Raw genomic sequence first — 19,975 nt, 5'->3', positions numbered from 1 at the left:
TAGCCCGTTTTAGCCCATATGCATGCCGCCATTGATGGCGAACTCCGCGCCGGTGACGAAACCCCCGTCGTCCGAACAGAGGAACGCCACCAGCGCGGCCACTTCGTCGGGTTGCCCGAGACGGCCCACGGGAATCTGCGGCAAGATCTTCGTCTCCATTACATCCTTCGACACGGCCGCGGTCATCGCGGTCGCGAGGTAACCGGGCGAGACGGTGTTGACCGTCACGCCATGTTTCGCAACCTCCAGCGCCAGCGACATCGAGAAGCCATGAATCCCGGCTTTCGCCGCTGCGTAGTTGGTCTGACCGAAAGCGCCGCGCGCGCCGTTCACCGAGCCGATATTCACGATGCGCCCGAAACGTTGCGCGACCATCCCGCCGAGCAACGGCTTGGTCATATTGAACAGCGAGTCGAGATCGGTGCGCAGTACCGCATCCCAGTCGTCCTTGTTCATTTTTGCAAAGCTCGAATCGCGCGTGATGCCGGCATTGTTGACGAGAATGTCGATCGTCCCGAATTCGTCGAACACGCGTTTGGCGCAATGCGCGCATGAATCGAAACTCGTCACGTCGGCTTCGTAGGCATGAAAACGGCGGCCGGCTTCGCGTTCGTGCACCAGCCAGGTGGCGACGTGATCGTTGCGTTCCGAATGCGACATGGCGACCACCATGCCGGCGTCGTGAAGACGCCGGCTAGTGGCGGCGCCGAGTCCGCCCATGCCGCCGGTAATGAAGGCAACGCGCTTAGCCGACATGCTGTTCTCCCGGTTGCGCGGAGCGGCACGCCGGCGCGGGTGGTGTCGCAGAACCCGTACGCAGCCCGAGTGCTGCGCCGCCGTCCAGCGCGCCCCTGGCCATCTCTTCGAAGCGACGCATCCAGCCCTGCAGCGGCAGCGTCGCGGGGTTCATGCCGACGCCCTGTTGCCAATTGCCGGTCCACGCGGCGTGCCATCCGGCGAGCGCGTCGCGCATGCCGTCGCTGCACGCGGTTTGCTGCCGGGCCGCCGAAACGAGCCCCTGCTGCCAGAGATTCGTAGTGGCCGCCATATAGTCGCGCAGCATCGTCTGATAGCTCGCCGCGAGTTCACTCCAGTCGTGCGCGCCAGTTGCGGCGTCGCGCGTCGCATTCAACGCGGCAAGATCACGTTGGATGCGTTGCATCTCGAACTCGCAGGCTTGCCGGCGGTATTCGTGTCCGTAGCCGAGCATCCGCAGTGAAAGTCCCAGGTTCGCACGATACAGATCGAGCGGCGTGGTGGATTCAGTTGACATGATGGTCCTCAGATCGTTTTGGTGGACGCAGGCGAGCCCGCAATTCTCACTGCCGGTCAGCGCGACGCAGCAGACGGTTCAATGTAGGCCCGCGCGTTGAAGTGCGGTTGACCTGTATCAACGCACGCCAGCGCGCTGCGGTCCCGCACATGGCGCGCCTGTCAGGACGATGCTCAGGCATGGGCGGCGCTTTCCCGAACCAGCAGCACAGGGCACGGCGAATGCCGCACAAAACGCTCGGCGACGCTGCCGAGCACCAGGCGCCGCATGCCGCGCCGGCCATGCGTGCCCATCACCACCAGATCCGCGCCGCGCCGCTCGACACACCGCGCGATGCAACTTGCGATATCTTCGGCGATGCCCTGGGTTTCGATGATTTCAGAATCGCCGGCCACGTCGAGGGCTTTCATTTTCGCGAGCGCGTCGTCCAGCAGGCTTCGTCCGGCCTCGCGCGCGGCATCGGTCAACAGATGCGGGTCGCATACGCCCGCATAAGTGAAGGCCGCCGACTGGTCGATCGCATAGACCGCCGTCAACTTCGCGCTTGCCAGCTTCGCCATGCGGATCGCCTCATCGAGCGCGCATTTCGACGCTTCGCTGCCATCCACGGCAACCAGAATGTTTCGATACATGCCTGTCTCCTCATAGAGCGTTAAAACGATGCGGTCGCGGCACTCGCTGCAACGATCAGGACCGGGTACGCGGCGAATTGCGCACCAGTTGCTCCTCGGCGGAATCGAATGCCGCCCGGATCGCTGCTTGCACGTTGGCGTCGACACAATGTCTGATCGGGACGAGTTCGCCGCTGCGCATGGTCAGGTCGAGCCGGGCGTCGAACGTGGGCTCGCGCGGCTCACCTGGCTGCGCATTGGCCCGCTGGTCAGGAAGCGCGGCACGGATGAATTCGATCGCCAGATGACAGCCCGCGATGGACCTGCTGAAACGCTCGAGGCGCACCAGTTGCGAAGCGGCTTCGGCTTCGATTTGCGACGTTCCGACGAAGCCGAGGTAGACGATTTGCATGCCGACTCCCATGTTCCCTCTCCCAGGCGTCCAGCGTTCTTGCGCGGGCTCCATAGCAAACTTGCCCGCCGCGGTCGTGTGGCCAAACTGACGAGACGCAGCCGGCGGGATGATTGGATCATCGGCTGGGACGGTTTGAGCCACTTGACTTGCGTCAAGACATAGAGTCGATGCGGGCTTTTCCTGAGCGCCGAATGCTGTTCATGTCGCGCCGTGCGCGCCACGCCTCACTTCGTTCGGCGGTCCGGCCGCGCATCTGGGCTATTTCCGCGACGAGTTCGTCAAGCGCCGCCGCTGGCTCGACGAACACACGTTCGGCGACCTCGTCGCGTTGTGCCAGTTTCTGCCGGGCCCGGGCAGCAGCCAGGTCGGCATCGCGATCGGGCGGATGCGCGGCGGTATCGCCGGCGCGTTGGCAGCGTGGCTGGGATTCACGCTGCCCCCGGTCGCGCTGCTGACCGGTTTCGCCTGCGGGTTCACGCATCTGACCGATGCGACGTCGCTTCGTCTGCTGCGCGGTCTCAAGCTGGCGGCGGTGCGGTCGTCGCGCAGGCGGTGTGGTCGATGGGACGCACGCTCTGTCCCGACCGCGCCCGCTCGACCATCGCCGCAGGCGCCGCGATCGCGGTGCTGGTGCTTGGCGTGACGTATGGCCAGATCGCGTCGATCGTCGTCGCGGCCGGGATCGGCGCGCTACTTCTGAAAAGCTCGGCCGACGTGCCGGGCGCGCCGCTCGGCATGCCCGGCACGAAAGCCGGCGCGTTCGCGTGCCCGCTCGGATTCGGTTTGCTGCTGTTCGGCCTGCCCGCGGCGGCCGCATGGCTGCATGTCTATCCGCTCGACCTGTTCGCCGCGTTCTACCGGGTCGAGTCGCTGGTGTTCGGCGGCGGCCATGTGGTGCTGCCGTTGCTGCAAGCGGTCGTGGTGCCGCGCGGCTGGCTGTCGGCCAACGAATTCATGGCCGGCTACGGCGCCGCGCAAGCAGTGCCGGGTCCGCTGTTCTCGTTCGCGGCATTTCTCGGCGCCGCCAGTAGCGGCCATCCGGCGGGAATCGGCGGCGCACTGATCGCGACAGCCGCGATCTTTCTGCCGTCGTTTTTGCTGGTCGGCGCGACGCTGCCGCTGTGGGGACAACTGCGGGCGTTCGCACTGATGCGCCGGGCGATGGCCGCGATCAACGCCGCGGTGGTCGGCATTCTGCCCGCCGCGCTCTACGATCCGGTCTGGACGAGCGCCGTGCACAGCGGCGCGGATTTCGTGCTCGTCGTGCTGGCCTTGCTGCTGCTCGGAACGTGGCGTGCGCCGTCGTGGGCGGTGGTGCTGGTGACCATCCTGCTTGCCGGATGAGTCATCTGACGCGCGCCCGCCTGGTTCGATCATGCGTACCCGCAGCACGATGACGAGCGATTGCGGTGTCGTCGGCGTGCGCGTGGGCGCCGATGCGGAGCACTTCCGTTCGCAGCGAGGCGATTTCCGCCTGCAAGGTCTTGATGTCGCGATGCATTTCGCGACGCAGCAGACGCTCTTCCCGTTCGATGAAGAGCGCGGCAATACTCGCGAATAACAGCGACAGCAGCCCATAGCCGAGCAGCACCACGAACGCGGCGAAGACGCGCGAGGCCGGCGTGGTCGGCGCCATATCGCCGTAGTCCACCGTCGCGCTGCTTTCGAAGGCGAGCCAGACGCCCTCCGCATACGTGTGCGCGCCCGGTTCGAGCCAGTAAAAACCGGCACCCGCCGAGGCGAGCAGCACGGCAGCCATCGCGGGCAGCAGAAGCAGTCGGTTGGGCGAGAAAAATCCTTGCAGCGACAGCGCGATTCGCGCCGCCACGACTCCGACGAACAGAATGCGCATCGACCATTCGAACGAGGACCAGGCCGACACGCCCGAAATGACGCTAGCTGCTGCGCCCACTGCGATCAGCACGTCATAGCGGTTGCGCACCAGAAACCGCCGGGGCTTGTGGCTCAAGCGCGCGAGCCACGCGAGCGATATTGAGAAACCGACCGACATGCACGCGTAGAGCGCCCGCCCCGTTTGGTGCAAGACCGTGGAGTGGGCGGCCAGTTCGAAGTAGAACGCGGGAATGGCCAGCAGGCTGAATCCCAACAGAACCCATTGCAGCCAGCGCCATGCGCGCACCGCACGCGGACCGTCATGGGGGTCGATGCCGCCCAGGCCGGCAATGCGAAAATCATCGCTCATTTCGCCACCGTATCCGACTTTGCGACGCCCGGTAACCATCCCGTTACCGGCCAGCGTCCCTTGACTGCGCCGCCGCTGTAACCACCGGCTGACGCGAGGTGCTGAACCATCGTATGAGGGCAGCTTCGGCCGACCTTGATACGGATCACAAAGAGGCGAGATACGCAGCGTCGCGACGCCCGCGCTGCCTTTGCGAATCGACATGAGGTCGACTGCCGCCCGCTCGGCTGCGCTGCCGCGATCATTGCTTGATCCAACGCAATCGAACCCACCGAGCCTCGCGTATGGTGAACCAACGCCTGCTCTGCGCGGCAGGGCGGGCCGGCTGCAGTTCGATTGCAGCGAACCTCAAACGGGAGAACGACGTGCAAAACTCTGATCCGATTCACGCACACACGCCGCGCACCGACGTCAACAGTGACGGCCACCCTGCAGAGAACGGCAAGTTCTATCTTGTCGGCGGCGGCATTGCCTCGCTGGCGGCCGCTGCGTTCCTGATCCGCGACGGCCACGTGCGCGGCTGCGACGTCACCATCCTCGAAGCCCTCGACAAGCCCGGCGGCAGCCTTGATGGCGCGGGTAACGCGGAAAGTGGCTATGTGGTGCGCGGCGGCCGCATGCTCGAAAGCAAGTATCTGTGCACCTACGAGCTCTTTTCGTCGATCCCGACGCTGGACGACAGCAAAACCGTGACCCAGGAGATCTTCGACTGGAACGAGACCATCCGGACTTCGTCCAGGTCGCGGCTCGTGAGGAACGGCAAACGCGAGGACGCCCCCGCCTATGGGCTCGATGAAAAGCATCTGATGACGCTGGGCCGCCTGTCGATCGAACCGGAAATCATGCTCGGCAACAGCCGGATTTCCGATCATTTCGACGCGTCGTTCTTCGACACCAATTTCTGGCTGATGTGGTGCACGACGTTTGCGTTCCAGCCATGGCATAGCGCAGCAGAATTCCGTCGGTATCTATTGCGTTTCGCGCATATGTCGGCGGGCTTCAACCAACTGCACGGCATCATGCGCACGGTCTACAACCAGTACGAGTCGATGGTCCGGCCTCTGCGCCGCTGGCTGGACGGGCACGGCGTAATTTTCCAGCCGGACACCCGGGTCACCGATCTCTGGTTCGACGAAACCGGCGAGCAGAACAGTGTAGTTGGCATGGTTTGCTTGAGCGCGCATCAAGGCTTCGAATTGCTGATCGGCCGCAACGACAAGGTGATCGTCACGCTCGGCTCGATGACGGCGGCTTCCAGCCTCGGCGGCATGGACCGTCCCGCGCCGCTGGAGACGGTCGACGGCACGGGCGCCTGGAGCCTGTGGAAAAACATTGCCGCGGGCCGGCCCGAATTCGGCGACCCGTCCGTGTTCGCCGATCATGTCGACGCGTCGAAGTGGCTCTCCTTCACGGTGACGCTGCGAGACCCGACACTGTTCCGGCTTATCCGCGATCTGACCGGCAATGTACCCGGCGAAGGCGGCCTGATTACTTTTCCTGAGTCGAACTGGCTCGCCTCGATCGTGCTGCCGCACCAGCCGCATTTCATCGATCAGCCGGCGGACGTGCAGGTGTTCTGGGGGTACGGCTTGCGAGTCGACCAGCCAGGCAATTTCGTCGACAAGCCGATGCAGGCCTGCACCGGCCGCGAAATCCTGACGGAGATTCTCGGCCATTTGAAGGTCAAGGCGGAGTCGGCCCGAATCCTCGAGCACGCGGTTTGCATTCCCTGCATGATGCCGTTCATCACGAGCCAGTTCCTGCCGCGCCGGCGCGGCGACCGGCCTGCCGTGGTGCCTGACGGATGGCGCAATCTCGCTTTCATCGGCCAGTTCTGCGAGTTGCCCGACGACGTCGTGTTCACCGTCGAATACTCGGTGCGCTCGGCGCAGAACGCGGTGTATGCACTGCTCGGGCTCGATCGGGCCGCACCGGCTGTCTACAAGGGGCGGCATGACCCGCGGATCGTCTACAAGGCATTCGCGACGCTGCGGGACCATTAGCGAGGTGATCGAGTGGAAGTCGACGGTTTGCGGCATACCAGAAGCCTGCGGGCGCTGCTCGCGCGTCTGAAGGAGCATCCGCTGGCCCATGTCGGTCCGGGCCTCATCACGGGCGTCGCCGATGACGATCCGAGCGGCATCGCCACCTATTCGCAGGCTGGCGCGCAGTTCGGCCTGAACATGCTGTGGACGATGCCGCTCGCCTTTCCGTTGATGGCCGCGGTCCAGTCAATGTGCGCGAACCTCGGCCGGGTGACCGGAAAAGGGCTCGCCGCCAACATCAAGAGCGCGTTCCCACCTGTCGTGCTGATGGGCGTCGTGTCGTTGCTGCTGGTCGCGAACGTGCTGAACATCGCCGCCGATGTTGCCGCGATGGGCGAAGTTGCGGAACTGGTGAGCGGCGTCGACCGGCACCTGATGACGGCCTGCTTCGTGGTCGGCACGCTGCTGCTGCAGGTTTTCGTTCCGTACCATCGGTACGTGTTCTTTCTGAAGTGGCTGACGGTCTCGCTGCTCGCCTATGCCGTCGTGCTGTTGACCGTTCATGTGCCCTGGCGCGAAGTGGCCTGGCGCATGCTGTGGCCGCATCTGACGCTGAACGGCAACGCGGCGGCGATGGTCGTCGGCGTGTTCGGCACCACCATCAGCCCTTACCTCTTTTTCTGGCAGGCATCCGAAGAAGTGGAAGACATGCACGCTCATCGCGGCGGTGTCGCGCTCATCCTGGATGCCGGCGCGGCACCCCGGGAGCTTGAGCGGATCCGCTGGGACACATGGTCCGGCATGTTCTACTCCGACCTCACCGCCTTTTTCATCATGCTGGCGACCGCCGTCACGCTGCACGCGGCCGGCGTGACCGATATCACCACAGCGGCGCAGGCCGCGAGCGCGCTGCGACCGCTCGCCGGCGACTTCGCTTACCTCCTGTTCGCGGCGGGCATTCTCGGCGTCGGCCTGATCGGCGTGCCGGTGCTGGCGGGTTCTGGCGCGTACGCGCTATCCGAAGCGATGGGCTGGCATGAGGGGCTCGAGCGCAAGTTGCGCGACGCGCGCGGCTTCTACGCGATCATCGCCGTCAGCGTGCTGGCCGCGCTCGCGATCCAGTATTCGCCGATCAGTCCGATGAAGGCGCTGTTCTGGAGCGCGGTCATCAACGGCGTGGTGGCGGTGCCGTTATTGGTGGTCGTGATGATCCTCGTGTCGAGGGAATCGGTGATGGGCGCGTTCACGGCCAGCAAACCGCTGATCGTGCTCGGTTCGATCGCCACCTTGGTGATGGGCGTGGCCGCGCTGCTGATGTTCATTCCCGGGTAAGAAAAAAGCGCGCTGTGCACGCCGCGACGCGGTCACAGCGAAAGTGCGACCAGCGGAATTACGACGCGGCGCCGACGAACACCCGGAAATCCCTTTCGACTGCACGGATCTGCTGCGCACAGCTCGTGTACAGCCAACCGGGGTTACCGTCGGCGCGATACATGCCACGGCACATGCCTTTGAGCCTGATGGTCGAGGCGCCCGCGTCATCGGTGGTCCTGGTTGCCCAGACATAGACGGCGCCGAACATATGCGGCTCGGTGGTTTCGATCGCTGTGTCGTCGGCACGGCGAATCGGCGTCACCGAGCGCTGCGCGACGTATTTTTTCGTCAATGTCCAAAGGCGATCGCAGTCGGCGCCAGCCGAGCAGTTCACCCACGCCTGTGTGCGGGCCTGCTGCAGCTGAATCTCACTGTCGCGCAATGCGGCAATGCGTGCCTCGGAGCTGCACGCCGCAAGTCCCGCGACGGCGAGTATCGGAAAGAGCCGCCAGTTCATGTTCGCCCGCTCCCCATGCGACTCAACACATCCATTCGAATTCGCCGGCCCGCGCCAGGTGCCGTTTGAGTCCACTGACGAACGCAGCCAGCGCGGCCTGCGCGCCCTGGTGCGCCGCGGCCGCGGTGATCTTGCATTCGGCAACGGCCGGCTTCCCGGCCAGTTCGCCCATCTCGCGAAGCGCCGCGTCGGCGCCGTGTCCGCCGAAGCTGCAGAAGAATGCAACCTGAGGCAGTCGCGCCCGGTTCTCGATCAGATACGAACGCACCGGGGCCGACACGGAACCGGCCCATACCGGCGAACCGATTACGACGAGGTCATAGTCCGACACGCTCAAGCCGGCCGGAACGATTTCCGTGGGCCGCTTGCGGATCGCATCGATCAGCGAGCGCAGATAGCCGCCTGGCCCTGCGCGATCGCTGCAGTCACAGATCGCTTCGAGATCGGCGGCCAGCATTCCGGCAATCGCCGACGCGAGTAGACGCGTGGTCCCGGTGCGTGAGAAATAGACGACAAGGACTTTCGCTTCGGACATTTCAGCCTCCATATCACTCGCGGTTGTGCATTCACATGCTGGATTCGCAGCGCATGCCACGAGCATAGGCGCGGTTGAGCGAATTCTCATGATCCATATCAAGCGACGAACCTGGCCGTCATGACGGCGCATCGTTGCGTAGGAAAAACCTGACAAGCATGCAGAACGTCCTACCTGAAGCTCGGTGCCACCTGATTTGCACCGGCCGGGTGCCCACCCATACTGGATTCGTGACAGCCCGAATCGATTGCCCTCGCGATGCGCCCGATGCGCGTGCCGAGGTTGACCCGTAAGGAGACCGGCCATGTCGAACACACCCTTTTTCGCCCGCGCCGCGACATCGGCGGAACCATCACAGGACGTGCGCAACGCGATCCGTGAATTCGATGCCATCCTCGCGCTCGCGCGCGAGTCGGGGCTGCTGATTACGCTCGACGGACAGATCGGCCGCGAAAAATACCAGAGCATTGCGGGCTCGCTGCATGCGTTCAAACGCTTCGCCGACGCGCTGTGCGACACCGTCGGTCAACGTGCGCCTGTCTGAAGGAATGCAGGACGCCAGCGGCTGCGTCCCCGAAACAGATGATGCAGATCAACTCACCGGAGCGTCGGCATGACTTAATCGACGTACCTGAAAACTCACACGGCATCGTGTCGTGTCGGAGCCATCGTGAACGACAACCTTTTGCGCAACCGCACTTTCGACGAAATCGAAATCGGCGAGTCGGCGTCGCTCGTACGCGTGGCCCTGCAGAACGATATCGATCTGTTTGCGGCCGTATCGGGCGATCTCGATCCCGCGCATGAAGATGCGGCAATCGCCGCGGGCGCGCTGTCCGGCCATGGAGTCGTGCACGGCATGTGGACCGCCACGCTGATTTCCGCGCTGCTTGGCAAGCGGCTGCCTGGCCCCGGCACGATCTGCCTCGGCCAGACCCTGCAGTTCCGTCATCCTGTCTCAGCGGGGGACGCCATCACCGCGATGGTCAAGGTGAAGAAAAAGCGCAGTAACGGACGCATCGTCATGCTCGACACCTGCTGCACGAACCAGAGGGGCGACAGCGTGCTGCTCGGCACGGCAACGGTCGTTGCACCGTCGATGCCGGTATTGTGGCCGTGCACGGTGAATGCCGAGGTCGCCTTGCGACGTCACGACCGCTACGACGCGTTTATGCGGCAGGCGCGCGTGCGTCCCGCATTGCGCACGGCGATCGTTCATCCCTGCTCGGAAGAAGCCATCCTGGCAGCGATCGAAGCCCGCGACGAAGGCCTGATCGAACCGGTGCTGATCGGCCCCGAAGCCAAAATCCGCGCCGCTGCCGAGGCCGCCAACGTCAGCCTCGCGGGCGTGCCGATCGAAGCGGTCGAGCACAGTCATGCGGCGGCCGCGCGTGCCGTGGAAATCGGCGCGGCCGGTCGGGTCGCCGCGTTGATGAAAGGCAGTCTGCACACGGGCGAACTGCTCAGCGCGATCGTCGCGCGGACATCCGGCTTACGCACTGCGCGGCGCATCAGCCATGTCTATGCGATGGACGTGCCGGCCTATTCGAAGCCGCTGGTGGTCACCGACGCCGTGGTCAATATCACGCCATCGCTCGACCATAAGCGCGATATCTGCCAGAACGCCATCGACCTGTTGCACGTGCTGGGCGTCGAACTCCCGCGGGTCGCGGTGCTCGGCGCGATCGAAACGGTCAACTCGCGCATGCCGACCACGCTCGACGCCGCCGCGCTGACCGTCATGGCCGCGCGCGGTCAGATCACGGGCGCGCTGGTGGACGGCCCGCTCGCCTTCGACAATGCAATCAGCCTGGCGGCCGCGAAAATCAAGCAGATCGATTCGCCCGTGGCCGGTCAGGCGGACATCCTGCTGGCGCCAGATCTGGAAGCCGGCAACCTGCTCGCCAAACAGCTCATGTACTTCGCCGGCGCCGACGCGGCTGGTCTTGTGCTCGGCGCGCGGCTGCCGATCATCCTCACGAGCCGTGCCGACAGCGTGCGCGTAAGGCTCGCATCCGTCGCACTCGCCAAGCTGACGGCGGAACGTGCGCTGGCAGGCTCGGAGCGCCCGTGAACGGGGCGTTTGCGGACCGGCGCGCCGCGTCGTTTTCAGGTTTCACTGTCCCCGCGCCACCAGTCGCACGGTTGATCTGAATCAACGCCGCAGCGCCACAGGCTCATAGACTCAGTTCACATGGTCGGGCGCCGCCCATTCACTTTCCGGGAGCTTTGCAATGAGCTACAAAACCATCGTCGTTCATCTGGATACGAGCCGGCGCGCGCATCCGCGGCTCGAAATCGCGCTGCGCCTCGCGAAGCACTTCGGTGCCCATCTGACCGGCGTATTCGCCCTGTTCAGTCCCGATCCGCGCTCGCTGTACGTGATGGCCGGCACCGCCAGCTACTACGCGACGCATGAGCAGCTGCGCGCCGAGCGGCGCGGCGCGCTCGAACGCCTCTTCCATGCGGAGCTGAGCCGGGCCGGGGTGACGGGCGAGTGGGTCGCCGTCGATCAGTCAGCCAGTCTCGCGGTGCCGCACCGGGGACGTTGCGCGGATCTGATCATCGCCGGCCAGGACGATCCGGATGATCCGGAGTCGTACGTCGGCAACTATTTCCCCGAAAACCTGGTCATGTCCGCGGGCCGGCCGGTGCTGCTGGTGCCGAACGCCAGCAGCGTCACTTCCCCCGGCGGCCATGTGATGGTCGGCTGGGACGGCAGCCGCGAAGCCACCCGTGCCGTGCATGACGCGCTGCCGTTCATGCGCACAGCGCGGCTCACCACGATCGTCGCGGTCAACGGCGCTCGCAGGGAAACGGGCCCTCGTATTCCAGGCGCCGACATCGCAGCGGTGATCGCGCGGCACGGCATCAAGGTCGAAGTCAAGGACGTCGAAGCCGGTCCGGCCGCGTCGGTTGGCGACACCCTGTTATCGGAAGCAGCCGGGCTCGGTGCGGACCTCCTCGTGATGGGAGCCTACGGCCATGCCCGCTGGCAGGAACTGGTGATGGGCGGCGCAACCCGCACGGTGCTGCAGTCGATGACCGTGCCGGTGCTGATGTCGCACTGACAATCGAAGGCGCTTTGCAGGCGCGGCCCTAAGCCGCCTCCTTAAGGAGAGTTCGCCATGTACCAGCAGATTCTGGTTGCGGTCGACGGCAGTGAAGCGTCGAGTCATGCGCTCGACGCCGCCTTGCAACTTGCACACGAAGCCGGCGCGCAATTGCAACCGTTGTATGTTGTGAACGTCCCGCTCATGACGTATGACGTGCCCTCTTACGATCCCTCTTATGTCCGCGACACGCTTCTCGAAGAAGGCGCGCATGTGACCGACGACGCCGCCGCCCGCATGCGCCGCGCCGGCGTGGCGGGCTCACCACGCATCGTCGAGGCGGATCCGGGCGCCGACGACGTCGCGCAATGCATCCAGCGCGCCGCCGCCGAGTTCAAGGCCGACGTGGTGGTGATAGGCACCCATGGGCGCCGAGGTTTCCGGCGGATGGTGCTCGGCAGCGTCGCCGAACGCTTTCTGCGCATTGCGCAGTGCCCGGTGCTCCTGATCTCCGCGCACTGCGTGAACCCGGCTACAGGCGAACAATCGCCAACGGCCGAAGCTGCCAAGGAGCGATCATGAACTGCAAAACCCTGCTCGTGCATCTGGACGACAGTCCGTATAGCGCCGCGCGCACCGAATTCGCGCTCGACCTGGCCCGCCGGTACGAAGCGCATCTGATCGGCTTGTACGTGGTGTGCCAGGAACTCGCACGACCGATTTTATTGGATGGAGAAGGTGCCTGGGTGGCTGCGCAGGAAGCGCAACGCGACGCCAATCTGAAGGACGCCCGGGCACGCTTCCTGGCGGCCGGCGAACGCGCCGGCCTGAGCGTTGAATGGCGCGCGCCAGCGGGTGATGCGGTCGAAACAACGGCTTTGCACGCTCGCCACGCGGACCTTCTGATTCTCGGTCAGTCCGATCCGGAGGAGCCGTCGTCGTATATCGCCCGTTACTTTGTAGAGGACGTGGTCATGAGTGCGGGCCGCCCGGCCATCGTACTGCCTTACGCCGGAGCCGTCCGGTCGTTCGGGCAAAGCGTGTTGATTGCGTGGGACGGCAGCCGCGAAAGCGCGCGATCCGTGGCCGATGCACTGCCGGTACTAAAGAAGGCGAAATTCGTCACCGTGATGACGGTGCAGCGCCATTCGCAGAGCGGTGAACCGGCCGGCATCGACGTCGCCGCCTGGCTCGCGCGACACGGCATCGAAGCGGGATTCGCCGGGACGCCCGGAGTGGACGGTGTATCGACCGGCGCGCTGCTGTTGAACATGCTTGCCGACCGCCATATCGATCTGCTGGTGATGGGCGCGTACGGGCATGCGCGCGTTCAGGAAAGGTTGCTCGGCGGCGTCACGCGAACCATGCTGCAGTCGATGACCGTGCCGGTGCTGATGTCACACTGATTCGAAACGGATTCGCGATGTACGGGTTTTTAGGCATTACGCGGCGATAGCCCCTCACGAAACTTTCAAGGCGCCCGCTCGTCAGGGCGCCTCTTTTGTCCGCGATCCACAGGCCGAGGTTGTAATTAATGCCGTCACAGGCCCGAGGGTATCTCGTCCAGATCCCGTTCGCGCCGGACCAGCAGGACCGGCACCTCGGTGCGCCGCAAGACGGCTTCAGCTACACTGCCCAGCAGCAAGCGTCCTATTCCATGCCGTCCATGCGTGCCCATCACGACGAGATCGGCTTCGCATTCGCCGGCGATACGGCAGAGCACACCCGCGATGTCCTCGCCGTACGCGTCGAGAACTCGCGTCAAGCCACGCACCCCACGCTGCTCGAATAGCGCGCGAGCATCTTCCAGCGTCGCCATCGCGGCCTCGGCCGACACCGTCGAGCGGCTCTGCTGATCGATCAGGCCGATGCCGACGTCGACCATTTGCGCAGCATGTTCGGCGACGAATACCGCTGTCACGGTCGACTGTGCCGCCTCCGCGATGGTCAGCGCTTCCTGAAGCGCGAGTTGGGCGGCCTGACTGCCGTCGATTGCTACGAGAATCCGCTTGTACATGACATGCTCCTGAACTTTGACGCATCCCCAACGAACGCTGGCGAAACGTGCCCGGAAGTTCAGTCTGCGGTTTCAAACCCGAAATACGCTTGATGCGGATCAAGCGCCGGGCGTCTGGCTTCGACCACCCCTCTTTCAGGCACTGCGCTCCGCGTCATCAACCGCAGCTACTGGCATGAGAGCAACAGTACGCCGTGCGCGCTTTCAAAGCCGGCGCATCGGGCTATCTCACCAAGGAGAGTGCCGGCGCTGCGCATCCTCGTACTCACCAGTCTCGCGATCGCCGAGCGCTTTGCGCAAAGCCTCAACGAGCCCGCCGACACACTGCCCCACCAGCGCCTGTCGGATCGCGAATTCGACGTATTGCGGCGCATCGCCGCAGGGCAGACCCTCACGGAAATCGCCGTCGAACTGAGCGTCAGCAGCAAGACCGTAAGCACCTACAAAACCCGCATCCTCGAGAAAATGCAGATGCCTCACGAAGCCGCACTGGTGCGCTATGCACTGCGCCACAAGCTGCTCGGCGAAGACGACGAAATCTAGCGCAGTCATGGCGCCGCTGTCACTGGGTCCGCTCCGTCGTTAACCCCCGTCACATCCGTGGCTCCTCGCGCGGCTGCTTTACCGTCACAGAGTGTATGTAGGAAATTCCCTACAACACTTCGCGCTCGCCTACCCGAAGCTCGTTCCCCGCTGATTTTATTTTGAGATGATGCGGCCGATACTTCGAGCCATGAACTCAAGCCCGTCATACCCAGCCGTACGCGTGTTCCTCGTGGACGACGCGATTTCGATCAGGAAACGGATCGCCGCGCGTTTCGGTGCGATCGAAGGCGTCGAGATCGTCGGTGAAGCGGAGGAACTCTGTGCGGCACTGGACGGCATCGGCGCGACGGCAGCCGACGTCGTGGTGATGGATTTACATCTGAGTGGCGGCAGCGGCATCGACCTGCTGCGCAACCTCGCGCAGAGCATGTCCACCGTGATCACGATCGTGCTAACGAATCATTCGGGCACGTGGTTCAGGCAGGCGTGCTTCGCCAACGGCGCGCAGTACTTCTTCGACAAGACCAGCGAATTCGATCTTGCATGCAACACCATCGAGCGAATTGCCCACGAGCATTGCGCGCGTGGTCTCTACCATCTCGGAGCCCACCATGTCTGACGTTGCCGAATATTTCCAGACCCGGACCATCGCGCAGATTCCGCTGCAAGCACTGAAAGACCCCGGATTCGCACCGGCCCCGCCGAAGCACGGCGGCGCCAACTGCTCGAGTTGCGCGATGCGTGCTTCCTGCTTGCCGGAAGGTCTGACGGCGACAGAGACCGAACGGGTCGAGGCGCTGATCTGCCCTTCGCGCACGATCAAAAATGGCGAGTCCCTGTTTCGCGCAGGCGATTCGTTCCAGAGCATCTACGCAGTTCGCGCGGGCTCGTTCAAGACCGTCGTGATGCATCGCGACGGCCGTGAACAGGTCACCGGGTTTCATCTTGCGGGCGATGTGCTGGGTCTCGACGGCATCGGTTCAGGCAAGCATAGCTGCGATGCGCTCGCCATCGAGGACAGCAAGGTCTGCATCATCCCGTTCCATTTGCTCGAAGCCATGTGCCGCGACGTCAAGGCATTGCAGCAGCATGTGCACAGGCTGATGGGCAGCGAGATCGTGCGCGAGGCCACGCTGATGATGCTGCTCGGCACGATGTCCGCGGACCAGCGGGTCGCGACGTTCCTGCTGAACCTGTCGGGCAAGCTCAAGTCGCGCGGTTATTCGCAGGCGGAATTTCATCTGCGCATGACGCGGGAAGAGATCGGCAGCTACCTCGGGATGAAACTCGAAACCGTCAGCCGCATGCTATCGAAGTTTCAGAAGGACGGCCTGCTCGACACCCACGGCAAGCAGATCAGGATTCTCGACAGGGAAGGTCTCGCCCGCGTGTAGCCGCGCGCGCCGCCGTTGAATCAAGCCGGCATTGCGCCGCCGTTTGATCGGAGTCAAGCCCGCCGCAGGGCTCTCTGACACGATGGTCTGACGCAACATAGCCGACACGGCGTCAGGAGACCCCGAATGAGCACCCTTCCCAACACGACGGCATGGTCCGTCGATGAACGGCAACTCGACCCCCATGCCGGCATCGACGAAAAACTGCGCTTCGCGCTGCGCTATGCGGTACTCGCGCCGTCGAACCACAACACCCAGCCGTGGCATTTCATCGTCGATGGCGACTGCATGACGCTGTGCGCGGACCGCATGCGCGCGCTGCCGGTGGTCGATCCGTACGACCGCGAGTTGATTATCAGTTGCGGCGCGGCACTGTTCAATCTGCGCGTGGCGCTGAGCCGCTTTGGGCTGGCCTACGCGATCACGCCGTTTCCCTCGAACGCCGACCCCGACGTCCTCGCGCATCTGCGGGTGATACCCGGCGGCCGCTGCGATAAGGGCCTCGCCGCGCTGTTCGATGCGATTGCGCTGCGCGTGACGACGCGTGAGATTTTCGCCGGCGAACCCACGCCACCCGAATTCCAGCGGCGCCTCGTGGACGCGGGGACGGCGGAAGGCTGCGATACGGTCTGCATTGAAAGCACAGCGAGTCGGGAACAGCTCGCCGAGCTGATCGGTGAAGCCGACCAGACGCAATTCAAGGACCCGCGCTTTCGCCGCGAACTTGCTAGCTGGATTCATCCGCGGCGTCTTCAGGACGGCATGCCCGCGTTGTCGACCGGCGCGCGCGGGCTGCTCGACTTCGCGGTGCCGTTGGTGAGTTCGATCGTTCGCACCTTCGACCTGGGCGGCGGTCTGGCCGCAGCGCATCAGACACTCGCCGCCGGCTCGCCATTGCTGCTTTGCATCGGCACCGGCACGGATGACGCGGCCGCATGGCTCGCGGCCGGGCAGGCGCTCGAACGGGTGCTGCTCACCGCCGCCTCCGAAGGCATGACGGCTTCCTACCTGAATCAACCGATCGAAGTGGCTTCGCTGCGCGAGCGCCTGCGCGCCGCGCTCAATCTGGACGCCGTTCCGCAACTGCTGATCCGGGTTGGCCGTGGCAGCGCCGTGCCGCATTCGCCGCGGCGCCCATTTGCCGAAGTGGTGTCGTAGCGGGGCGCAGTCAAAGGGCCGATCAGCGGCTCGGCCGCGCGGCTTCAATCGCGGAAGCGGAAGTAGCCGCTGTGCATCATGACCGGCTTCGCGCCCACTTCTTTCAGCAAATTTCGCGCGGCGGCCTCGATGGGCAGCCGGTGTGTATCGAACGCTTCTATCAGATCGTCTTCACGCAACGACGGCGCGCCGAAGTGGTCTTCCAGCGCCTCCGCGGTAATGGCGCACTGCACGCGCTCACCGTCGACCTCCGCCGGAAAGGCGACGACGAGATCGCGCGCACAGTACTCGGGACGTTCCTGCGGGAAATGGATATGCATGGCCGGTACCTGTGAGAGTGAAAGTACGTGGCTTGAATAAAGCCGACGGAAGCGGCGCGGATAACCTGAGAGCGGCCACGCTCGGCGCTCTGATGTGTTCAGAATAGACGCGCTTGAAACGTCGCCAATTTTTTGGTGGCGATCCTGGTTGACTCGGATCAAGAGTGACATCACCTGACGGCAGGCCTCGAACAGCCCCGCGTTCGCGAAAGCCGGGTTGATCTGAGTCAATCATTAAATGCCGCGGTGGTACACGATGACTGTATGCCGTTCGCAGTTCCGGCTTGCACGAGGATGACGTGTTCATGAAACATCTATTCAGACTTGGCACCACACTCCGCGATCAGGCGCGTACGCGTCCGGTCACCGGCATGGTGTCAGAGCACATCGAACTGCCTGCTCCCGAGCGCGCCGGCGGCATGCCGATCATGGAAGCATTTGCGAAACGCCGCACAACGCGCCGCTTCGCTGCCGACTTGCTGGACGACACGATACTCAGCAATTTGCTGTGGGCGGCCAACGGCATCAATCGCGAGCCGGACGGTGGGCGAACCGCGCCCTCGGTGCTGGCCCTGCATGAAATCGACATCTACGCGGTGCTCGCGCGCGGACTGTATCGCTACGATCCACGCCGACATCGCCTCGACCTGGCCATCGCAAGCGATCTGCGCGGGCTGACGGGCTACCAGGACTTCGTGGGCGATGCGCCGCTCGATCTAGTGTACGTCGCCGACCTTGCTCGCATGCACGACATCACACCGTCGCAGCGCGAACCTTTTGCGTCGGCAAGCGCCGGCGCGATAGCGCAGAACGTCTATCTGTTCTGCGCGGCCGCAGGACTCGCTGTCGCGGCGCGCGGCTGGCTCAACCGCAGTGCGCTGAGTGTCGAAATGCGCCTGCCGCGCGACAGCGTTCCGGTCCTCGCTCAAACGGTGGGCCACTTCGATTCGTCCGATAGCGCCGACGATGCCGGATAACGCAAGCAAACGGTCAATGATCGTGGGCGAACGTCAGCTTGACGTGAGTCAATTGCAACCGCGTCGTCAAACCTGGACTGAGCCTGCAGCCTTTCGTGGAGTGTGTCTCGTGAAAGCCATGTTTCCGCCCTACCTGGCCGCGCATGTAGTCGGGCTCCTGCTGACAGCAAGCGGCGGCGTTCGGGCAGTCCGAGCCGACCGCCCTCGTCGATCAACAGCATTGCATGTTCTGCCATACCCGCGACGCCCCGTTTCTCGCGCCTTCGTTCCAGCAGATCGCGCAACGTTATCGCAACGAGCCGAATGCACAGGTGATGCTTGAACACAAACTGCGGGTCGGCGGCAAGGCTCATTGGGGTGACATGGCCATGCCGCTGCCGCCTGACCGCGGCGGACCGATTACGTCCGAAGACGCCCACACGCTGATCCAGTGGGTCCTGAGTCAATGAACCGCAACGAACGACTAGTCGCTTACTGCGGATGCACGTGGTACAGATGGAGAAAGTCATGCGCCTGACCATTCACCTCGACACATTCGACCGTGTCAATCCGATGGCATTTGCCATCCTGTGGCTCGACAACGAAACGCGGCAATGGTCGCGCGAGGGGCACCTGGGCCTCGAACTGCCCGAATGGGGCACGCTGCACGTCGACTGCGGCAATACACTCGTGTGCGGCCCGCACGATTCGGTGCCCTGCTGTGTGCTTGAGGGGCTTGATCTGAACGTGTCCGGCGGCCCGTTCGAAGGTGAGACCGGGCGTGCGCAATGGTGCGCCAATGCAGGCATGACGCTGATGAGCGGCCACTGGCACATTCAATGTGTCGACCACGAGAGCGCGGAGCCTGAAAATGGCATTTTCGCGGACGACGACACTGCCTGAACCTTATTTGAACCGTCACGACAATGAGGTGCGCTCATGGGACTGACCGCGGATCTGGACGGCGTACGGCACGCGTATGGACTCTGTTTCGTGCGCGCCCCGTGGGCCTATTTCACGCGTGTGCCACTCGATCAGCAATGGGGCGACGGCTGGGAACGGGTGCCGTATGAACAACATGCAGGCGTCCCCTACGACGACATGCCGGAGCAGATTCTGACGGTCGCCTTCGACGGTCCGTTGTATCCCCCGATGCGGGCTACGACGGCAACACGCGCAGCGTCATCGAGATCAATCGGGGCGACGCCCCGTGGCTGCGCACGCAGGATTTCATCAGCAACGCGCCGATTCACATCATGGCTGGCGTGAAGCTCGAATCGTTTATCGAGCAGGTCGAGCTTGCTGGCGGCCGCGTGTTTGCTCCGCTGGGCTGGGGCGCGTTGCGGCTCGAACGTTGCGAGCGGGACGAGCCGGGTGACGCGCCGGCGTCTTCGCACCTAAGGCGAGCAACGTCTGAGGCGCACGCTGCGCGGGCCTCGATCCCGCGCCCTCCACGTATCGCCCTCCCGGCGCCATGCCCGCGAACTCTCACTCAAAAACTTGCCCGGTCATTGCCCGCTCTCCCATCCCCCACCCAGCGCCGCATATAACGAGAGGTGGCGCCGTTGGTTCGGACAGTCAGATCGAGTTTATAAGTGGAAGCGCCGGGGTCATCAAGCTGCCAATTTGATCGCTGGCAGCGTCGCGAAGTATGCCTCATCCGGCGTCTGATCGGACA

The 19,975-nt window shown here is 64.1% G+C and carries 23 protein-coding genes and 3 pseudogenes; 17 read left to right on the top strand and 9 right to left on the bottom strand.

Annotated elements, in window-relative coordinates:
• Positions 1 to 9: 9 nt before the first annotated feature.
• The 4 genes from F6X42_RS32140 to F6X42_RS32125 all read right to left on the bottom strand — a co-directional run bounded on the left by F6X42_RS32140 (position 10) and on the right by F6X42_RS32125 (position 2,296).
• Entirely contained in the window at positions 10 to 756 is a 747-nt protein-coding gene (locus F6X42_RS32140) for a beta-ketoacyl-ACP reductase (RefSeq protein ID WP_187638043.1), read from the bottom strand.
• Complete coding sequence (locus tag F6X42_RS32135) at positions 746 to 1,273, bottom strand: hypothetical protein (RefSeq protein ID WP_187638042.1); 528 nt, start codon at positions 1,271 to 1,273, stop codon at positions 746 to 748. The genes F6X42_RS32140 and F6X42_RS32135 overlap by 11 nt, the downstream gene beginning before the upstream one ends.
• Positions 1,274 to 1,446: 173 nt before the next feature.
• A complete protein-coding gene (locus F6X42_RS32130) occupies positions 1,447 to 1,905 on the bottom strand; it encodes a universal stress protein (protein WP_187638041.1) in 459 nt (152 codons plus the stop codon).
• A gap of 55 nt (positions 1,906 to 1,960) precedes the next feature.
• Positions 1,961 to 2,296: a hypothetical protein gene (locus F6X42_RS32125; protein ID WP_312892955.1), complete on the bottom strand. Its 336-nt coding sequence runs from the start codon at positions 2,294 to 2,296 to the stop codon at positions 1,961 to 1,963.
• A gap of 256 nt (positions 2,297 to 2,552) precedes the next feature.
• Here F6X42_RS32125 and F6X42_RS44405 point away from each other — a divergent pair, with 256 nt between their 5' ends.
• A complete protein-coding gene (locus F6X42_RS44405) occupies positions 2,553 to 2,942 on the top strand; it encodes a chromate transporter (protein ID WP_246530319.1) in 390 nt (129 codons plus the stop codon).
• Positions 2,861 to 3,643 carry a chromate transporter gene (locus tag F6X42_RS32120; protein WP_246530317.1) on the top strand — a complete coding sequence of 261 codons (783 nt, stop codon included), beginning with the start codon at positions 2,861 to 2,863 and terminating at the stop codon, positions 3,641 to 3,643. The genes F6X42_RS44405 and F6X42_RS32120 overlap by 82 nt, the downstream gene beginning before the upstream one ends.
• Position 3,644: 1 nt before the next feature.
• Here F6X42_RS32120 and F6X42_RS32115 read toward each other — a convergent pair whose 3' ends face one another.
• Positions 3,645 to 4,502: an ion channel gene (locus tag F6X42_RS32115; protein WP_187638039.1), complete on the bottom strand. Its 858-nt coding sequence runs from the start codon at positions 4,500 to 4,502 to the stop codon at positions 3,645 to 3,647.
• Positions 4,503 to 4,885: 383 nt separating this feature from the next.
• Here F6X42_RS32115 and F6X42_RS32110 point away from each other — a divergent pair, with 383 nt between their 5' ends.
• Both F6X42_RS32110 and F6X42_RS32105 read left to right on the top strand, forming a co-directional pair.
• Complete coding sequence (locus F6X42_RS32110) at positions 4,886 to 6,505, top strand: oleate hydratase (RefSeq protein ID WP_312892957.1); 1,620 nt, start codon at positions 4,886 to 4,888, stop codon at positions 6,503 to 6,505.
• A 12-nt stretch (positions 6,506 to 6,517) separates the two neighbouring features.
• Complete coding sequence (locus F6X42_RS32105) at positions 6,518 to 7,819, top strand: NRAMP family divalent metal transporter (protein WP_187638037.1); 1,302 nt, start codon at positions 6,518 to 6,520, stop codon at positions 7,817 to 7,819.
• Between the two features lie 58 nt (positions 7,820 to 7,877).
• On the opposite strand, the gene F6X42_RS32100 is transcribed toward F6X42_RS32105, so the two are convergent.
• Positions 7,878 to 8,318 carry a hypothetical protein gene (locus F6X42_RS32100; protein ID WP_187638036.1) on the bottom strand — a complete coding sequence of 147 codons (441 nt, stop codon included), beginning with the start codon at positions 8,316 to 8,318 and terminating at the stop codon, positions 7,878 to 7,880.
• Positions 8,319 to 8,340: 22 nt separating this feature from the next.
• The gene (locus tag F6X42_RS32095) at positions 8,341 to 8,853 is read right to left on the bottom strand and encodes a flavodoxin family protein (protein ID WP_187638035.1); all 513 of its coding nucleotides are present in this window, start codon (positions 8,851 to 8,853) and stop codon (positions 8,341 to 8,343) included.
• A 304-nt stretch (positions 8,854 to 9,157) separates the two neighbouring features.
• Between F6X42_RS32095 and F6X42_RS32090 the strand changes: the two genes are divergently transcribed.
• From F6X42_RS32090 to F6X42_RS32070, 5 genes are all read left to right on the top strand, one after another.
• Positions 9,158 to 9,397: a hypothetical protein gene (locus tag F6X42_RS32090; RefSeq protein WP_222945799.1), complete on the top strand. Its 240-nt coding sequence runs from the start codon at positions 9,158 to 9,160 to the stop codon at positions 9,395 to 9,397.
• A gap of 126 nt (positions 9,398 to 9,523) precedes the next feature.
• Positions 9,524 to 10,927 (top strand): bifunctional enoyl-CoA hydratase/phosphate acetyltransferase, encoded by a 1,404-nt coding sequence (locus F6X42_RS32085; protein ID WP_187638034.1) that lies wholly within the window; start codon positions 9,524 to 9,526, stop codon positions 10,925 to 10,927.
• Between the two features lie 160 nt (positions 10,928 to 11,087).
• Positions 11,088 to 11,924: a universal stress protein gene (locus F6X42_RS32080; protein ID WP_187638033.1), complete on the top strand. Its 837-nt coding sequence runs from the start codon at positions 11,088 to 11,090 to the stop codon at positions 11,922 to 11,924.
• Positions 11,925 to 11,981: 57 nt separating this feature from the next.
• Positions 11,982 to 12,488: a universal stress protein gene (locus F6X42_RS32075; RefSeq protein WP_187638032.1), complete on the top strand. Its 507-nt coding sequence runs from the start codon at positions 11,982 to 11,984 to the stop codon at positions 12,486 to 12,488.
• Complete coding sequence (locus tag F6X42_RS32070; RefSeq protein ID WP_187638031.1) at positions 12,485 to 13,312, top strand: universal stress protein; 828 nt, start codon at positions 12,485 to 12,487, stop codon at positions 13,310 to 13,312. The genes F6X42_RS32075 and F6X42_RS32070 overlap by 4 nt, the downstream gene beginning before the upstream one ends.
• A 134-nt stretch (positions 13,313 to 13,446) precedes the next feature.
• Here the strand turns inward: F6X42_RS32070 and F6X42_RS32065 are convergent, their stop codons facing one another.
• Positions 13,447 to 13,923 (bottom strand): universal stress protein, encoded by a 477-nt coding sequence (locus F6X42_RS32065; RefSeq protein ID WP_187638030.1) that lies wholly within the window; start codon positions 13,921 to 13,923, stop codon positions 13,447 to 13,449.
• 179 nt (positions 13,924 to 14,102) lie between these two features.
• On the opposite strand from F6X42_RS32065, the pseudogene F6X42_RS32060 reads away from it, so the two are divergent.
• The 4 genes and pseudogenes from F6X42_RS32060 to F6X42_RS32045 form a co-directional block, all read left to right on the top strand.
• Positions 14,103 to 14,466: pseudogene (locus tag F6X42_RS32060) on the top strand (LuxR C-terminal-related transcriptional regulator); the annotation flags it as partial.
• A 190-nt stretch (positions 14,467 to 14,656) separates the two neighbouring features.
• Positions 14,657 to 15,088 carry a response regulator gene (locus tag F6X42_RS32055; RefSeq protein WP_187638029.1) on the top strand — a complete coding sequence of 144 codons (432 nt, stop codon included), beginning with the start codon at positions 14,657 to 14,659 and terminating at the stop codon, positions 15,086 to 15,088.
• Complete coding sequence (fnr, locus tag F6X42_RS32050) at positions 15,081 to 15,863, top strand: fumarate/nitrate reduction transcriptional regulator Fnr (protein ID WP_187638028.1); 783 nt, start codon at positions 15,081 to 15,083, stop codon at positions 15,861 to 15,863. Before F6X42_RS32055 ends, fnr begins: the two co-directional genes overlap by 8 nt.
• Before the next feature lie 126 nt (positions 15,864 to 15,989).
• Complete coding sequence (locus F6X42_RS32045) at positions 15,990 to 17,021, top strand: Acg family FMN-binding oxidoreductase (RefSeq protein ID WP_187638027.1); 1,032 nt, start codon at positions 15,990 to 15,992, stop codon at positions 17,019 to 17,021.
• Positions 17,022 to 17,065: 44 nt separating this feature from the next.
• On the opposite strand, the gene F6X42_RS32040 is transcribed toward F6X42_RS32045, so the two are convergent.
• Positions 17,066 to 17,341: a DUF1488 family protein gene (locus F6X42_RS32040; protein ID WP_090804945.1), complete on the bottom strand. Its 276-nt coding sequence runs from the start codon at positions 17,339 to 17,341 to the stop codon at positions 17,066 to 17,068.
• Positions 17,342 to 17,646: 305 nt separating this feature from the next.
• On the opposite strand from F6X42_RS32040, the gene F6X42_RS32035 reads away from it, so the two are divergent.
• The 4 genes and pseudogenes from F6X42_RS32035 to F6X42_RS44400 all read left to right on the top strand — a co-directional run.
• Positions 17,647 to 18,318, top strand: a complete 672-nt coding sequence (locus F6X42_RS32035; protein ID WP_187638026.1) for a SagB/ThcOx family dehydrogenase — start codon at positions 17,647 to 17,649, stop codon at positions 18,316 to 18,318.
• A gap of 176 nt (positions 18,319 to 18,494) precedes the next feature.
• Positions 18,495 to 18,767, top strand: a pseudogene (locus tag F6X42_RS32030) (c-type cytochrome); the annotation flags it as partial.
• A 58-nt stretch (positions 18,768 to 18,825) separates the two neighbouring features.
• On the top strand, positions 18,826 to 19,200 hold the full coding sequence (locus tag F6X42_RS32025; protein ID WP_187638025.1) for a DUF3564 domain-containing protein: 375 nt from the start codon (positions 18,826 to 18,828) through the stop codon (positions 19,198 to 19,200).
• Between the two features lie 36 nt (positions 19,201 to 19,236).
• A pseudogene (locus F6X42_RS44400) lies at positions 19,237 to 19,640 on the top strand (hypothetical protein); the annotation flags it as partial.
• Between the last annotated feature and the right edge of the window lie 335 nt (positions 19,641 to 19,975).

Source organism: Paraburkholderia podalyriae (genome assembly GCF_014397785.1).
In the GTDB taxonomy this organism is placed as follows: Bacteria; Pseudomonadota; Gammaproteobacteria; order Burkholderiales; family Burkholderiaceae; genus Paraburkholderia; species Paraburkholderia podalyriae.
This window is presented reverse-complemented; position numbering and strand designations above follow the sequence as displayed.

Coding starts and splice junctions, on each gene's coding strand:
- F6X42_RS32140 (WP_187638043.1), bottom strand. CDS start 756: ATGTCGGCTAAGCGCGTTGCCTTCATTACCGGCGGCATGGGCGGACTC.
- F6X42_RS32135 (WP_187638042.1), bottom strand. CDS start 1,273: ATGTCAACTGAATCCACCACGCCGCTCGATCTGTATCGTGCGAACCTG.
- F6X42_RS32130 (WP_187638041.1), bottom strand. CDS start 1,905: ATGTATCGAAACATTCTGGTTGCCGTGGATGGCAGCGAAGCGTCGAAA.
- F6X42_RS32125 (WP_312892955.1), bottom strand. CDS start 2,296: ATGCAAATCGTCTACCTCGGCTTCGTCGGAACGTCGCAAATCGAAGCC.
- F6X42_RS32120 (WP_246530317.1), top strand. CDS start 2,861: ATGGGACGCACGCTCTGTCCCGACCGCGCCCGCTCGACCATCGCCGCA.
- F6X42_RS32115 (WP_187638039.1), bottom strand. CDS start 4,502: ATGAGCGATGATTTTCGCATTGCCGGCCTGGGCGGCATCGACCCCCAT.
- F6X42_RS32100 (WP_187638036.1), bottom strand. CDS start 8,318: ATGAACTGGCGGCTCTTTCCGATACTCGCCGTCGCGGGACTTGCGGCG.
- F6X42_RS32095 (WP_187638035.1), bottom strand. CDS start 8,853: ATGTCCGAAGCGAAAGTCCTTGTCGTCTATTTCTCACGCACCGGGACC.
- F6X42_RS32090 (WP_222945799.1), top strand. CDS start 9,158: ATGTCGAACACACCCTTTTTCGCCCGCGCCGCGACATCGGCGGAACCA.
- F6X42_RS32080 (WP_187638033.1), top strand. CDS start 11,088: ATGAGCTACAAAACCATCGTCGTTCATCTGGATACGAGCCGGCGCGCG.
- F6X42_RS32075 (WP_187638032.1), top strand. CDS start 11,982: ATGTACCAGCAGATTCTGGTTGCGGTCGACGGCAGTGAAGCGTCGAGT.
- F6X42_RS32070 (WP_187638031.1), top strand. CDS start 12,485: ATGAACTGCAAAACCCTGCTCGTGCATCTGGACGACAGTCCGTATAGC.
- F6X42_RS32065 (WP_187638030.1), bottom strand. CDS start 13,923: ATGTACAAGCGGATTCTCGTAGCAATCGACGGCAGTCAGGCCGCCCAA.
- F6X42_RS32055 (WP_187638029.1), top strand. CDS start 14,657: ATGAACTCAAGCCCGTCATACCCAGCCGTACGCGTGTTCCTCGTGGAC.
- fnr (WP_187638028.1), top strand. CDS start 15,081: ATGTCTGACGTTGCCGAATATTTCCAGACCCGGACCATCGCGCAGATT.
- F6X42_RS32045 (WP_187638027.1), top strand. CDS start 15,990: ATGAGCACCCTTCCCAACACGACGGCATGGTCCGTCGATGAACGGCAA.
- F6X42_RS32040 (WP_090804945.1), bottom strand. CDS start 17,341: ATGCATATCCATTTCCCGCAGGAACGTCCCGAGTACTGTGCGCGCGAT.
- F6X42_RS32035 (WP_187638026.1), top strand. CDS start 17,647: ATGAAACATCTATTCAGACTTGGCACCACACTCCGCGATCAGGCGCGT.
- F6X42_RS32025 (WP_187638025.1), top strand. CDS start 18,826: ATGCGCCTGACCATTCACCTCGACACATTCGACCGTGTCAATCCGATG.